The following is a 13,216-nucleotide window of genomic DNA, read 5'->3' as shown; positions in this document are numbered from 1 at the left end:
TTGGCGAGCTTTCGTTTTCCACTCTTTCATGCTTTATTCTGGCATACGGATTTTCAGAGATGCACCCAAATGCGTATATTCCCTCAATCCGCCTGGGCTTGGGGCTGTCATAATGGCGCGGTCATGTCCAAAAACGCCTCCATACCGTTCATTCTTATCTCGGTGCTGATTAACGTGATGGGCCTGGGGCTGGTGATTCCGGTGTTGCCCAAGCTTATCGAGACCCTGGCGGGGGGCGTGGAGCTGGGGGCTCGGCTCAACGGCCTGTTTTTTGCGGTATATGCGGTGATGCAGTTTGCCTTTGGCCCCATTCTGGGCATGCTTTCCGACCGCTACGGGCGCCGCCCGGTGTTGCTGGCCTCGCTGGTGGGCACCGGCATTGACTATTTGATTGCCGCCCTCACCCAGTCCATCTGGGTGCTGTTTGCAGCTCGAGTGATTGCCGGAGCCCTGGGGGCCAGCCTTTCGACCGCCAACGCCTACATTGCCGATATCTCCCGGCCCGAGGAACGCGCCCGCAACTTTGGCCTGATTGGCGCGACTTTCGGGATGGGCTTCGTGCTGGGGCCGGTGCTGGGGGGATTTTTGGGCAACATCGACCTGCGCCTGCCTTTCTACTTTGCCGCGGGGCTGGCCTTTCTCAACTTCCTGTATGGCTATTTTGTGCTGCCCGAGTCGCTTAAACCCGAAAACCGCAACACCCAGGCCCGCTCGCTCAACCCGTTTGTGGCCCTTTTGGTCTTACGGAAAACCCCCATCCTGCGGGGCCTATCCTTTAGCCTCTCGCTCATCTTTCTGGCCTTTGGGGTTTTGCAGAGCGTCTGGGTGCTGTACACCGCCTACAAGTTTGGCTGGAGGCCGCTCGAGGTGGGCTTATCGCTGTTTCTGGTGGGGTTGGGGGGGGTGATTGTCCAGGCCGGGCTGGTCAGGCCGGTGGTGGCCCGCCTGGGCGAGCGCCGGGCGCTGACCCTGGCCCAGAGCGTGGGGTTTTTCTCCTTTACCCTGTATGGCCTGGCTACCCAGGGCTGGATGATGTACGCCACCATCGCCCTGGCCGCCCTGAGCAACCTGGGCCAGCCCCTCATCCAGTCCTTTCTGACCCGCGAGGTCTCGCCGCAGGAACAGGGAACCCTGCAAGGGGCCCTGGCCGGGCTGCAAAGTCTCACGGTGGCGGTGGGGGGGTTGCTGGGCGGGGTGCTGTTTTCCCTGGTGGCAAAGCCCGACCTGGCCTACGGGCTGCTGGGGCTGCCCTTTTTTGCTGGGGCCTTGCTCTATGCGACGGCGGCGGCCAATACGGCCCGCCTGTTTCGCTCGCTTCGGCAGGGCTAGCGGCGCTTTGCCAGCGCCTGTCAGGTTGGCCTGGGAGATCAAGCCTTCGTTTTGTTGACGGCTTCTTGCCCTCTTTCCGCTGTCCAGCGCTCCAAGAGGGGGGTAAGAAACTTGCTTTTGGGGCAACCGCTCAGCGGTAGATGTCCCGCCGGTGGCCCACCCGCAAGACCAGGATGGTGATGCTTTGGTCGCGGATGTGGCAGACCAGCCGGTAATCGCCCACGCGGTACTTCCAGAATTTGCCCAGCTCCGGCCCGTGCAAGGCTTCTCCAATGCTGCGCGGGTCATCCAGAACCGCCACCCGCTCGCGCAAGAAGCGCAGGATGCGGCGGGCTGCCTCGGGGTCTAGCTTTCCAAGCTCTTTCTCGGCTCGCGGGTCGAACTCAATCCTGTAGCCCAAGGCGGCGCTCCACTTCGTCTAAGGGGATGGCGGGGAGGTGAGCCTCGAGCCGTTCTACCGCAAGGTAATAGTCCTCGAGATCGTCCAAGTGCTCCAGGATGGCCTGGCGCACGTAGTAGCTCTTGCTGCGCCCGGTCTTCTGGGCGAGCTTTTCGAGGCGCTCCTCGATTTCCCTGGGCAAGCGGATGGCAAGCATTGCTTTACAAGTATAGCACTCAGTATACCGCCAGCCTAACTTCCAGGCCACCGGGCGGGTGGTTCCGCTTATCTCCCACAGCGCTGAACGCGGTTCTCATCCCCGACCTGGCAAGGCGGGCGGCCATGCCATGGCCCTCGATTGTATCTGAAGTCTGGTCAGACCAGACCAGACCTGGTACAGTAAGGGCATGGCTGTCGTAACCAACATCTCCGAGGCCAAGGCCCGGCTTTCCCAGCTGGTGGAACGGGCCGAGCGCGGGGAGACCATCATCATCGGGCGCAACGACCGCCCGGTAGCCATGTTGGTGCCCTACCAGGAGACCAGGGAGCCGCGTCCCTTGGGGGGGCTCAAGGGGCAGATCTGGATTGCGCCGGACTTCGACGCGTGCGACCAGGAAATCCAGCGCATCTTCGAGGGGGGCGAGGTTGAACCTGCTTCTTGATACCCACGTATTGTTGTGGGCATTTGCAGATGATCCACGGCTTTCTCCTGAGGCCCGCGACCTCATCACCAATGGTGAAAACCTGGTCTATGCGAGTGCGGCTTCCGCCTGGGAAATCGCCATCAAAAAAGCCCTGGGCAAGCTCAGCCTGCCGGGGGATTTCGAAGCCCATCTGCGCTACCACCGCTATACCCCTCTTCCCATCAGCGTAGCCCACGCCCTGGCCGTGGAGACCCTGCCCCAGTACCACAGCGACCCTTTCGACCGGCTCCTGATTGCTCAGGCCCGCCAGGAGCGGCTGGTTCTGCTCACTGCCGATCACCGGCTTAGCCGATACGGAGACTGGGTGCGGCCCATCTAACCCATATACCTGGATTTTGTCCGATCCGAATGCTCATACAACCCCGACCTTGCCCAACTTCCTTCGCCCAACCCCTCCGTACTGGGCAAAGCCCATATAAAAATCGCCCCGCCGTTGGGGAGCGGCCTCTTAAACAGGCCGTTATAGCCAGGCCCGGCAGTTCCAGGTGCTATGGGAAGACTTCCCCACGGGCGCAGGGGGTGCGGTTCTGGAACCCGATGGCGGAAATTTTTTAGCTAACAGGCCATCAAACTTGGTAGCGGGTGTAGGGGTTTTGGTGGGGCGGGCCGTCGGAAACCCACAGCTCCAGCGTGCCCAGGTTCATGATCACCGAAGCCAGGGTGCGGTAGGGCTCGCCTTGCTCGTATTCTTCTGGGCTGGCGGTGCGGCAGACCGCGTAGGGCGCCCCCTCCCGGTCGCGCAGGGCGGCTTGCAGGTCTTCCAGGCCGGGCTTTTCCACCTGAGCGAGCCGCAGGGCCAGCCGTTCGGCCCGGTGGTGCGAGCGGTCGAGCCACTCGATGGGGGGCACCTCGATGCCGAAGCGCTCGGGGGCGATGTAGTGGTTGGCGTGCACCAGCTGGCGCGGGTCTTCCCAAAAGGCCACCCCGCTGGGCGAGACCTCTATGTCCAGGGCTCGCTGGCCCTGCCCCAGCAGGAAATTGCCCGAAGCGGTGCGGGGTTCTTCCAGCACCACGGCCTGGGCGGCCTGTAGGGTTTTCTGCCGCAGCACCTCGTAGGTGCGCAGGTGGAAGGGCTTGCCCAGCCCGGCCCAGTTGTCGCCCACTGAGACCAGCCCGTTGATGCACAGGCCCAGGCCGTGGGAGTTGAGCCCGATCTTGCCGCCAAAGATGCCCGCCTCGGTAAAGGCCAGTATCCGGGTTCCGTCGGGCTCGGTGATGTGCTGCAGGGCCCCCTGCACCCCTTCCATCCAGTCCCAGTTCTGGCCCAGCCACAGGTAGCCGTCGGCGCTGTGGGCGGGCATCAGGGCAAAAACCGTGCAGCCGTTGGGGGCCTCGTGGGGTAGGTAGACCGGGGGGGTGTCCTGGGCGAACTGGTAGTAGACGATCTCGTAGCGCACGTTGAGGGTGGCGATGTCCACCAGCGGCTGCCCCGACCCCGCTGCGATGCCCTCGAGGCCCTCTGCATAGGCTGGATTCTGTTGTTGGATGGCCTGGAGGTAGCGCGCCCCCCGTTCGCGGGCCTCGGTGGGGGAGAGCTTGCACTCGACCTCGAAGCGGCGGAAGTAGAGCTCGAGGTTGTGGGCAATCCGCTCGGCCCAGGCCGCACCTTGCTGGTGGCCCTGGTCGTAAGGGGGGCCGGAGAGTCGCAAATAGGGCAGCATATCCCCTGCCATTATGCGCCCTGGCGGCTCAGATTGAACACAAGTGGCCGCCCCTACTGGAGTTCCCCCCCTACGAACCCTGCGCGCTGCAAGAGCAGGATGAGGGCTTCAAGGTAGCCGTGTACACCACCAACCACGTAATGCACCGCCGAACAGTGTATCATCCGAGGCATGAAAGTGCCGCCTGGCAAGCTTTTCTGGGCGTTTTTGCAGGTGGGGTTGGTGGCTTTTGGCGGTGGGGGCACGGCCCAGCTGTACCAGGCCATTGTGCTGAAGCGGGGCTGGATGGAGGAGCGGGAGTTCCTAGAGACCACCGCGCTGTGCCGTATTCTGCCGGGGCCGGTATTCGCCAACACCGCGGCCCATCTGGGGATGCGCCTGGGGGGTGTGCCGGGGGGCCTGCTGGCCCTGCTGGGGGTCTTGACCCCGGGGGCCATGCTGATGCTGTTGCTAAGTTTTGCCTACTTCCGCTTTGGCGCAGTCCCCGGCTCGCTGGCCGAAAGCGCCCTGAATGGGGTGGCGGCGGCGGCCATCGGGCTGATTCTAGCCACCATGCTGCGCCAGGCTCCCATTGCGTTGGACTCCCTTAAGGCCATGGGGCTGGCCCTGGGGGTCTTTGCGACCTATGGCCTGCTGCACTGGCCGCTGTTGCTGGTGCTGCTCTTGTTTGTGCCGGTGGGCATGGCTTTGTACTGGCAGGAGGCAGCCCGGGCCTGGAACCCGGAGGGGGAACCGCGTGGCTGAGGGGCTCGAGGTCTTCCTGGCCTTCCTGCGCTTTGGGGTGCTCAGCTTTGGCGGGGGCATGGCCAACCTGCCCGAGATGGCCCGGGTCATCATCGGCAACGGCTGGGTAACCCGCCAGGAGTTCGCCGACGGTTTTGCCCTGGGGCAGTTTGTGCCAGGCCCGAATATGCTGGCGGTGCTCTTCTATGGCCTCAGTGCGGCGGGGTTGGGTGGGGCTCTGGCCGCCGCCCTGGGCATGTTTCTGCCGGGTGCGGTGGGGGCCATGTGGCTGGTGTGGGGCTGGCAGTGGATGTCCAAAGCCCGGTGGAGCCGGGCCCTACGCAAGGCCCTGGTGCCCATCAGCATGGGCCTGGGTGCCAGCATGGTCTTGGTGCTGGTTCAGCTCAGTGTGGAATCACTCTTCTGGGGTGCTGGGGTGCTGCTCTTCGGTTTCCTGATTTACCGCGGTGTGGGTGTGGCAACCGTAATCGCTGGAGGGGGGCTGCTGGGGCTGCTGGTGGGGCTTTGGTAGCGCGGTTGACTTTACGCCGAGGTCCACTCGAGGGCGACCAGATGCTCGGTGGGTCGAAACCCTACCGAGGCGTAGAGGTCTTTGGCGAAGTAGTGCAGGTCGGCCAGGATTACCAGGTCTTTTGCACCCAGCTCGCCAAGGCCGTATTGGGCAACGTGGTATAGCAGCGTTCCAGCCAGCCCCTGGCGGCGAAAGGCGGGATGGGTGTCCACGCTCTGAAAACGCCCCAGCCCGTCCTTGACAAATAGCCCCATGGAAGCTGCCAGTTGCCCACCCACAAAGGCCCCGAACCAGTTTCCCCAACCTGCGGCAATCATGCGCCGGTACTCGGCAGCTTTGCGCCTCAGAAAGATTTCATACCCTTCGCCCTCCCGGTCTTCGGTGGGCAGGGCGGCGTTTTGGATCAGCGCCAGCTCCAGCCACTGTGCCCAGTCGGCGTCCGAGTGGAAGGCGCGGCACTGGCAATGGGCGTTTAGGGTGCGGGGGGGATGAACCTTCTGGGCTGTTTGTACCACGGTCTGTTCCAGCCAAAAACCCGCCTCCAGGAATTCCTGCGCTGCCCCCTGAGCGCCATTCACCTGGTCCCAGGCGAACACAAAGTGGTTCAGTGGGCCCAGCTCATGGTGAAAAATCTGCTTCCAGCGCTGCAAATCGCCGGGTTTGGGCGGGGCTTGGAAAATCAGATAGTTGCCCCAGCGGTAGGTGGGGTTTTGCGGAGTACGCACCACGATGTGGCTGGGCCTGACTTCGATATGGCTCTCGAAGCTACGCAGCATCAGCTCGGTGCGGAGGCCCAGCGATTTAAGCTCCATGACATTTCTCCTGTCTACCCGGCATGGCGGAACCAGAGCGTGGGGTGTCAAGGCTGATGGCCTAGAAGGGCTTATGACGGCTCCTGTTCGGCGGGGCTCGAGGTCTCTTGAAGGGTCAGCACATAATCGATCCAGGCAGGCTGTTTGACGAAGCCCAGGGCCTCGTTGATGGAGAGCATGGCCCGGTTGCCGGTCTCGTTGCCGGTGCGGATTTCTTTTGCACCATAGGCTTTGGCGAAGCGTATCCCCTTCAATTTGAGCGCCAGGGCCAGGCCTTTGCGGCGGTAGGCCCGGCGGGTGCCGGTGAGGCCGGTTTGCAGGTAGTCGCCGTCGGTTTTCCAGAGGGTGCTCAGGGCTACGTACTGGCCGGTGGTTTTGTCTATGGCCACAAAATGACCCTCGGGCAGGTAGTAGCGGCTCTCGAACACCCACTTGCAGTAGTCCTCGAAGCTCACCTCGCTGATCTCCTCGGGGCGGGGTACGTCCAGGCGGGCCTCGAGCCAGAGGTCGTAGAGCTTTTGCCGGTGCTCTTTGTCGGCCTCGAGCTCCTGCAAGCTCTTGAGCGCAAACCCCGCTGCTTCCACCGCCTCCATCCGGCCCGCCCAGGGTGCGAAGTCGAAGCGCTGCACGTCCAGGCGTGACTCCCAGTAGCGCATCTTCTCCACAAAGCCCAGCTTTCCCAGCCAGGCCAGGGCGTGGGGCTGGTCTTCGCGGGTGCTGCTCAGAATCGAGATGGGGTGGTGGGGCTCAAGGGCGCTTAACACCTGCCGGTACAGCGCTTTGCCAATGCCCTGGCTGCGGAACGTGGGCTTCACCGTGACCCAGACCCCAAACTTCTGCGGGTGGTACATGCCCTCAAACTGGGTGTAGTCGCCCACGCCCACCACCTGGCCTTCTACCTCGGCCACAAAGCGGCCCCACCTGATCTGGGGGGCGTGGTCGTCGTGCTCGCGCAGGCCGGCCTCACTGTGCGCTTCGTCGGGCCAGGCTGCTTTCAGCACCTCCACAACGGCGGGGTAGTCGCGGTCCGCAAAAGGTCGAACGACTGGGTTGGGTTCCATATGCACCTCGCAATGCTACGCTAGAAAAAGACCCGCCAAAAGCTGGCCGCCATCATGACCACGGGGGTGTTTGGCGCAAAAACACCGTAGCCGGCTCCTTGACAAAGCCCAGGGCCTCGTTGATGGCCAGCATGGGCCGGTTGGCCTGGTGGTTGGAGGTGCGGATGTACCGCGCCCCATAGGCTTTGGCGAAGGCTGCGGCCCGCAGCTTGAGGGCCAGCGCCAGGCCCTTGCGGCGGTGGCTTTTGCGTACCCCGGTCAGGCCGGTTTGCAGGGTCTGGGGGCGGTGGGACTTAAAGAGCATACTCACCCCCACCAGCCGCTCGCCCTCCAGGGCCACAAAGAACCCCTCGGGCAGCAGGTTCGGGTCTTCCAGGGTGCGCTTTTGCCAGACCTCAAAGGGCCAGGGGGTAATGGGTTCGGCTGCAGGCACATCGCCCAGCAGCTCGATTTCCAGCTCGTATAAGGCCCGCAGGAATCCCTCCTCCTGCCAGGGCAGCTCGCTCAGGGAGGCCAGCGCAATGCCAGGCGGCAGGGGGCGCACCAGGGGGGTGGGGTCGAAGGCGGCCAGGTCCAGCACCGACTGCCAGCGGCGCTCCACCTCGGCAAAACCCTGCTCGAGCCAAAAGCGGTACTCCGGCCAGTCTTCCCTGGCCTGCGCCCAGAGTTCGCGGGGTGAGTGAGGGGCCAGCCGCTCCAGCAGGAAGGCCCAGAGCTGCGCCTGCAAGGCCTGGGCTTCGGGGCGCAGGTAGTACTGCACCTCGAGCACCCCCGGCTTGGGATCGTAGTAGGGGGTGGCGTACTCCAGCAGGCCCACCGCCTGCCCATTTTGTTCGACCAAAAAGCGCTCGAGCAGGTCACCTTCTGCGCGGGTCTGATCCAGGTGCTTCAGCCCGGCGAGATCCAGGGGGCTCTCCGGGTGGGCGGCCTGGCGAATGGAAGCATAGGCCTGGTAGTGTTCGGAAGAGAAATCAAAGGGTTGTATGCGCATAAAGCTCCAAAAAAAGCGGGGGCATTTGGTTTGCCCCCCGCCTGGATATACGGCTGTTTGTTACGACATCAACGCAACCATAGGGCGGCAAACCACCGATGTTCCGGGGATGGACTGAAAATGGGAGATCATGATGGGTTCACCTCCTTGGCGAAGCTTACGCGACTGCTGGGAGTGTAGCACAGGGTACGGGGGCTTGGCAAGGCAGTTTTGGTTTTTGTTGTTACTTGCGTTACGCCCCACACAGCTTTTTGCGCTATGATAAGGAGCAATGGCCGAATTTTCACGAGATTTGTTAGGTTTGGAGCAGCGCATCGTCATGGTGACGGGGGCGGGGCGGGGCTTTGGCCGCTCCATCGCCCGTTCCTACGCCCGCAACGGGGCCACGGTCATCACCGTTGACCCCGACGTAGAGATGGCTACCGCCATCGCCTCCGAGGTTGAGCAGCTAGGTGCCCCAGCCATTCCCATCCGGGGGGATATGTCGGTGGTGCTCGACGTAATGAACACCTTCGAGAAAATCGAGGAGCTTTTCGGAGTGCTGGATGGGATTGTCCACGTAACCAGCGCCGAGAGCAAAACCCCCTTTGTGGAGCTGCTCGAGGGGGAGTGGTACGACCTGCTTAATGCCGATGTGAAGTCGAGCCTGTACGTGTTGCAGCAGGGCTTGCGCTACCTGAGTGGGGGCGGCTTCGTAACCCTGGTGCTGCCCCCGTTGCAGCGGGAACAACCCCACGTTGCGGCGATTCGCGGGGCGGTGTCGGGCCTGATCGAGGGGGCAACCCATATCTTCCCGACCAATGTGCGGGTCAATGGGGTGATACCCAACCGCGACCCCGTAGGGGAGGAGCACGACCGATCCCTGGTGCGGGTAGCGGTGGCCCTGGGCTCGATGGTCTCCGAGGGGGTTCGGGGCCAGCTCCTGGAGGTTTTGCTGCCCGACCCCCCCCACCAGCCCGAAATCTACGACCTGCTGAGGGAGCTGCCGTGAAGGTGCGGGGTGCTGCTTTAGGCCCCGCAGGTTCGCAAAGCCTATGAACTGTCCTTTTTGTGGAAACCCCGACAGCCGCGTGCTGGACTCGCGCCCTTCCGATGAGGGCTCGGTAATTCGCCGCCGCCGCGAGTGCCCTGCCTGCAAGCGCCGCTTCACCACCTACGAGCGGGCCCAGGTAGAGCCGCTATTGGTCATCAAGCGCTCGGGGCGCAAGGAGACCTTCGACCCCAACAAACTGCTGCGGGGCTTAAGCCTGGCGGCCCAGAAGCGGCCCATCGACCCAGAGGTTTTGCAGGAGTTCGCCTTTGGCTTTGAAGATACTGTCAAGGAAATGGAAATTACCTCCGAGGAGATCGGCCTGCGCTCGCTGGCTTTCCTCAAGGAGCTAGACCCGGTGGCCTACATTCGCTTTGCTTCGGTTTACCGCGAGTTTGATAGCCTGGAAAACTTTATCGAGGAAGTGCGCAAGCTCGATCGCAAACCGGGTAAGGGTAAAAAAGCACATAAATCAGAAGAAAAGTCAGAAGAAGAAATGCCCGACCTGGCCGATGAGGCCAGGCTGGGAACAGTTTGATGGCAGTCTGGGTTGGCTGGACAACCCAATCCCTGACCGCTGGCCTGCTCGGGGGTGTTAGACTATGGGTGTGAGTGACCCGCTGGCCGAGTTGAACCGTCTGCAGGAACGCGACCTCGAGCTTGACCAGATTCGCGAAGACCAATCCCGCATTCCCGAGGAGCTGGCCCAGGCCCGTCTGCATTTGAGGCAATTGGAAATTCATCTGGGCGATTTGCAGGAGCAGCTGCGTGAGGTGCGTATGGCCTACCATAAGGCCGACCTCGAGCTGCAAGACCTGAAGAGCAAGCGTGAAAAAGCCAAGGCCGCGCAGGCTCAGGCCACCGGGGCCAAAGAGCAGACCCAGTACGGCGAGCAAATACGTCAGCTTTCGGGCCTGATTGAAGACCTCGAGGGCAACAACAAGGACATCGTGGGCCAGATTATGCCCCTGCTGGAGCAGATCGAGAAGCTGGAAGAGCAGCTAATCCAGGTAAAAGCCCAGGTAGATGAGGCCAGGCCCAGGCTCGAGGCCCTGGAAACTGCCAACCAGCAGCGCGTGGATGCCCTCGAAGCCGACTACCAGTCCAAAAAGGCCGACCGCGACCAGCTTGCAGCCACCATCCCGCCGGCCATCGTCAAGGAGTACGAGTCGATTCGCAGGGCCCGCAAAGGCACCGGCCTGGCCAGAATGACCAAGGCCAGCAGTGGCTACCGCTGCACGGCCTGCAACGTGCAGCTTCCCATGCACGTGGCCCAGCAGGTTCACCAGGCCAGCAAGGTGGTGCGCTGCCCCTCCTGTGGGCGCATCCTGTGGAAAGGCGAATAGCCCGCGGCATGCCCTATACCCCCATCCTGGCTACCCTGGGCTTTGTGCTCTCGCCCAGCGGGCAGGAGGTTTTGCTGGTTCACCGCAACGCCCGCCCTCAGGATCCAGCCTATGGCAGGTACAACGGCCTGGGGGGCAAGCTCGAGCCCCATGAAGACGTGGCGGCGGGCATGCGGCGGGAAATCCTGGAAGAGGCCGGTCTAACCCCGCTGCAACTCAGCTTGCGCGGCACCATCTCCTGGCCGGGGTTCGGCCAGGGTGGTGAAGACTGGTTTGGCTTCATCTTTCTGGTCACCCGCTGGTCGGGGGTACCCTTTGCGACCAACACCGAAGGAGAACTGCACTGGGTTCCTATCCAGAAAATTCTGCGCCAGGAGCTGCCCATGTGGCCGGGCGACCGCTACTTCTTGCCGCTGGTCTTCGATGCCGACCCACGGCCTTTTCATGGGGTGATGCCCTACCAAAACGGCCAGCCGGTTTCCTGGCAATATAACCGTTAGAGCTCGAGCCGCCCACAACTTGATTGCTTTATCTTGCACAGCGCGGTTGCCTTCCGGGTGGGGGGAAACGCTTGTGAAGAGTGCCATAGAGTTACGCCCTGCATGGGCTCTCATGCGGCTTTTCTGGAGCTATGCTAGCATAGCGTTACGTCTTCGTATTGCTTTACGGTTATATATCACATCAGAGGAGCGCTTAAGGTCTTATGATTACACTTCACCGTTCGGGACAGTATCGCTTCTACGTCAACTCGGGCTACAACCTCGAGCAACCCTACATTTGCGTCAAACACGAGGGGCACTTCGCCAAGTTCTCGCTGCAACCGCTGGCCTTGCAGTCCAACAACGGCTTTTCCCGTACCGAACTGGGCCGCATCCAGCAGGCCATTCTGGATGCCCGCGACCTGCTGCTCAAACACTGGGCCAATGCCAGGGGCACCGAGGGCGAAAAGCCCAGCGGCGAGCTCTTGCTGCACGAACAGTAGCCCCAGGCTAAACCGGCCTTCCAGCCATCATAAAGCTGGCGGTCATGCCGCCATCCACCGGCAGAATCGCCCCGGTAATAAAGCTGGCTTTTTCGGAGGCCAGAAACACCACGGCCTGGGCCACCTCCTCGGGCTTTCCCAGGCGACGCAGGGCGTGCAGGTCTTCCCAGTCCTGGCGGGTGAGCTCGGGGTGCTCGGAGATCTGAATGGCTTCCAGCACGCTCTCGGTGGCAATGGCCCCTGGCGCGACCGCGTTAACCCGGATGTTCATGGGGGCCAGGTCGAGCGCTAAGGAGCGGGTCAGGTTGACCAGCCCCCCCTTGGAAGCGTTGTAGGCAGCGTTGTTCTGCTCGGCAAAAAGCCCCTGCACGCTGGCTATGTTCACAATGGCACCCCCGCCCGAGCGCACCATTTCGCGGGCCGAAAGGGCCGAGAGGTGCATGGGGGCGGTCAGGTTGACCTCGAGGGTGCGCTGCCACTCGTCCAGCCCCACCTTGAGCACCGACCCCGGCGCAGCGATGGCGGCGTTGTTCACCAGCACATGGATGCCGCCCCACTGCTTGACGGCCTGCTCCACAAAGCGCGCGCGGTGTGTGGCCTGGGCCAGGTCGGCGTAGACGAAGAGGGCGCCTAAGCGCTTGGCGACCTCGAGGCCTTCGGGTCGCACATCACACAGCACCAGCAGGGCCTGCTCTTGGGCAAAGGCCTCGGCAATGGCCCGTCCAATCCCCCTTGCAGCCCCCGTTACCAGCACCACCTTGCCTCGAAACATGCTCAAAGTTTATCCAAAACCAGGTTATTGCGCTCTTCGCTTTGCTGTGGCAACTCGAAGAGGCTTGTGAAGTGGGGGTTTGAGCGCTTTTTTTTAGGCTCGAGCGGGGGAGGCAACTGGTTTTTCGTTGCTGTACCGCCTCGCTTTTTTGAACACTCTACTTTCTGCTAGAGTAAGTTTGTGGCGCAAGGTTTAGTTAGTAGCAAATATCAACTTACACTTCCCGTGGAAGTCCGCAAGGCGCTGGGCATTAAGCCCGGTGACCGGGTGGAGTACGTGGTCAAGGAAGGGCGCCTGGAGATACGGGTGATCCGGCCCGACCTATCCAAGGTGCTTGACGAGGTGCTGGCAGAGCACGACTTTGCTGCCCTACGCGCCGAGACCCACGATGATGCGGTGCGGTATGTGCGGGAGATGCGGGGAGTGGATGATTAGCCTGGACACCAATGTGATATTTTCGGCGCTAAACCCCAAGGATGTCCACCATGCCCGCGCAAGGCAGCTTCTGACGGTGCACGGGGCAGCGGAGGCCCTGGTTCTCTCGCCGGTGGTACACGCCGAGCTGATGGCCTCAGCCGACGCACCCGGCATCTGGCGGTTTCTCCAGAAGGCCCAGATTGCCACCCTCTGGGAGATGCCGCAGGCAGCCTGGGAAGCAGCGGGCAAGGGGTTTGGACAGTACGCCGAGCTACGGCGCAAGGGCGTGCTTCCACGAAGAATCCTGGCCGACTTCCTTATAGCTGCCCATGCCCAACATCATGGGCTGGGGGTGATGAGCTTCGATGCTACGGTTTACACGGCTGTTTTCCCTGGGCTTCGGTTAACTCAAAACTTGCACCTCTTGCATAGCCTGCATAAACCTGCTTTTCCTCTCACTTCATCCGGCGGTGGGTG

General features: G+C 62.3%; 19 protein-coding genes. 12 read left to right on the top strand and 7 right to left on the bottom strand.

Annotation, left to right across the window (positions count from 1 at the left end):
- The first annotated feature begins 123 nt into the window (after positions 1-123).
- On the top strand, positions 124-1,329 hold the full coding sequence (locus tag ABWU19_RS12335; protein WP_435901980.1) for a TCR/Tet family MFS transporter: 1,206 nt from the start codon (positions 124-126) through the stop codon (positions 1,327-1,329).
- Positions 1,330-1,459: 130 nt separating this feature from the next.
- Here the strand turns inward: ABWU19_RS12335 and ABWU19_RS12330 are convergent, their stop codons facing one another.
- A complete protein-coding gene (locus tag ABWU19_RS12330) occupies positions 1,460-1,729 on the bottom strand; it encodes a type II toxin-antitoxin system RelE family toxin (protein ID WP_435901979.1) in 270 nt (89 codons plus the stop codon).
- Positions 1,713-1,925, bottom strand: coding sequence for a type II toxin-antitoxin system RelB family antitoxin (gene relB, locus ABWU19_RS12325; RefSeq protein WP_314135688.1), 213 nt, complete (start codon positions 1,923-1,925; stop codon positions 1,713-1,715). The genes ABWU19_RS12330 and relB overlap by 17 nt, the downstream gene beginning before the upstream one ends.
- Positions 1,926-2,115: 190 nt before the next feature.
- On the opposite strand from relB, the gene ABWU19_RS12320 reads away from it, so the two are divergent.
- Both ABWU19_RS12320 and ABWU19_RS12315 read left to right on the top strand, forming a co-directional pair.
- Positions 2,116-2,370, top strand: a complete 255-nt coding sequence (locus ABWU19_RS12320) for a type II toxin-antitoxin system Phd/YefM family antitoxin (protein WP_036259014.1) — start codon at positions 2,116-2,118, stop codon at positions 2,368-2,370.
- Positions 2,354-2,731 (top strand): type II toxin-antitoxin system VapC family toxin, encoded by a 378-nt coding sequence (locus ABWU19_RS12315; protein ID WP_435901978.1) that lies wholly within the window; start codon positions 2,354-2,356, stop codon positions 2,729-2,731. The genes ABWU19_RS12320 and ABWU19_RS12315 overlap by 17 nt, the downstream gene beginning before the upstream one ends.
- Before the next feature lie 247 nt (positions 2,732-2,978).
- On the opposite strand, the gene ABWU19_RS12310 is transcribed toward ABWU19_RS12315, so the two are convergent.
- Positions 2,979-4,073, bottom strand: a complete 1,095-nt coding sequence (locus ABWU19_RS12310) for a C45 family autoproteolytic acyltransferase/hydolase (RefSeq protein WP_435901977.1) — start codon at positions 4,071-4,073, stop codon at positions 2,979-2,981.
- 171 nt (positions 4,074-4,244) lie between these two features.
- Between ABWU19_RS12310 and ABWU19_RS12305 the strand changes: the two genes are divergently transcribed.
- Both ABWU19_RS12305 and ABWU19_RS12300 read left to right on the top strand, forming a co-directional pair.
- On the top strand, positions 4,245-4,817 hold the full coding sequence (locus tag ABWU19_RS12305) for a chromate transporter (protein WP_435901976.1): 573 nt from the start codon (positions 4,245-4,247) through the stop codon (positions 4,815-4,817).
- Positions 4,810-5,328: a chromate transporter gene (locus ABWU19_RS12300; protein WP_435901975.1), complete on the top strand. Its 519-nt coding sequence runs from the start codon at positions 4,810-4,812 to the stop codon at positions 5,326-5,328. The genes ABWU19_RS12305 and ABWU19_RS12300 overlap by 8 nt, the downstream gene beginning before the upstream one ends.
- Before the next feature lie 11 nt (positions 5,329-5,339).
- Here the strand turns inward: ABWU19_RS12300 and ABWU19_RS12295 are convergent, their stop codons facing one another.
- The 3 genes from ABWU19_RS12295 to ABWU19_RS12285 all read right to left on the bottom strand — a co-directional run bounded on the left by ABWU19_RS12295 (position 5,340) and on the right by ABWU19_RS12285 (position 8,192).
- On the bottom strand, positions 5,340-6,140 hold the full coding sequence (locus ABWU19_RS12295; protein WP_435901974.1) for a GNAT family N-acetyltransferase: 801 nt from the start codon (positions 6,138-6,140) through the stop codon (positions 5,340-5,342).
- Between the two features lie 71 nt (positions 6,141-6,211).
- Positions 6,212-7,201, bottom strand: a complete 990-nt coding sequence (locus ABWU19_RS12290; protein ID WP_435901973.1) for a GNAT family N-acetyltransferase — start codon at positions 7,199-7,201, stop codon at positions 6,212-6,214.
- Positions 7,202-7,253: 52 nt separating this feature from the next.
- The gene (locus ABWU19_RS12285; RefSeq protein WP_435901972.1) at positions 7,254-8,192 is read right to left on the bottom strand and encodes a GNAT family N-acetyltransferase; all 939 of its coding nucleotides are present in this window, start codon (positions 8,190-8,192) and stop codon (positions 7,254-7,256) included.
- A 271-nt stretch (positions 8,193-8,463) separates the two neighbouring features.
- On the opposite strand from ABWU19_RS12285, the gene ABWU19_RS12280 reads away from it, so the two are divergent.
- The 5 genes from ABWU19_RS12280 to ABWU19_RS12260 all read left to right on the top strand — a co-directional run bounded on the left by ABWU19_RS12280 (position 8,464) and on the right by ABWU19_RS12260 (position 11,550).
- Complete coding sequence (locus ABWU19_RS12280) at positions 8,464-9,183, top strand: SDR family NAD(P)-dependent oxidoreductase (RefSeq protein ID WP_435901971.1); 720 nt, start codon at positions 8,464-8,466, stop codon at positions 9,181-9,183.
- Positions 9,184-9,226: 43 nt separating this feature from the next.
- Positions 9,227-9,760, top strand: coding sequence for a transcriptional regulator NrdR (gene nrdR / locus ABWU19_RS12275; RefSeq protein ID WP_435901970.1), 534 nt, complete (start codon positions 9,227-9,229; stop codon positions 9,758-9,760).
- A gap of 64 nt (positions 9,761-9,824) precedes the next feature.
- On the top strand, positions 9,825-10,568 hold the full coding sequence (locus tag ABWU19_RS12270) for a zinc ribbon domain-containing protein (RefSeq protein WP_435901969.1): 744 nt from the start codon (positions 9,825-9,827) through the stop codon (positions 10,566-10,568).
- Positions 10,553-11,068, top strand: a complete 516-nt coding sequence (locus tag ABWU19_RS12265) for an NUDIX hydrolase (protein ID WP_435901968.1) — start codon at positions 10,553-10,555, stop codon at positions 11,066-11,068. The genes ABWU19_RS12270 and ABWU19_RS12265 overlap by 16 nt, the downstream gene beginning before the upstream one ends.
- A gap of 203 nt (positions 11,069-11,271) precedes the next feature.
- A complete protein-coding gene (locus tag ABWU19_RS12260; protein ID WP_435901967.1) occupies positions 11,272-11,550 on the top strand; it encodes a DUF4160 domain-containing protein in 279 nt (92 codons plus the stop codon).
- Positions 11,551-11,557: 7 nt separating this feature from the next.
- On the opposite strand, the gene ABWU19_RS12255 is transcribed toward ABWU19_RS12260, so the two are convergent.
- Positions 11,558-12,328, bottom strand: a complete 771-nt coding sequence (locus ABWU19_RS12255) for an SDR family NAD(P)-dependent oxidoreductase (protein WP_435901966.1) — start codon at positions 12,326-12,328, stop codon at positions 11,558-11,560.
- A gap of 174 nt (positions 12,329-12,502) precedes the next feature.
- Between ABWU19_RS12255 and ABWU19_RS12250 the strand changes: the two genes are divergently transcribed.
- Positions 12,503-12,757, top strand: a complete 255-nt coding sequence (locus ABWU19_RS12250; RefSeq protein ID WP_435901965.1) for an AbrB/MazE/SpoVT family DNA-binding domain-containing protein — start codon at positions 12,503-12,505, stop codon at positions 12,755-12,757.
- On the top strand, positions 12,750-13,216 hold a 467-nt coding region (locus ABWU19_RS12245; protein ID WP_435901964.1), incomplete at its 3' end, for a type II toxin-antitoxin system VapC family toxin. The genes ABWU19_RS12250 and ABWU19_RS12245, both read left to right, overlap by 8 nt.

The organism is Meiothermus cerbereus, assembly GCF_051297115.1.
Taxonomy (GTDB): domain Bacteria; phylum Deinococcota; class Deinococci; order Deinococcales; family Thermaceae; genus Meiothermus; species Meiothermus cerbereus_A.
This window is presented reverse-complemented; position numbering and strand designations above follow the sequence as displayed.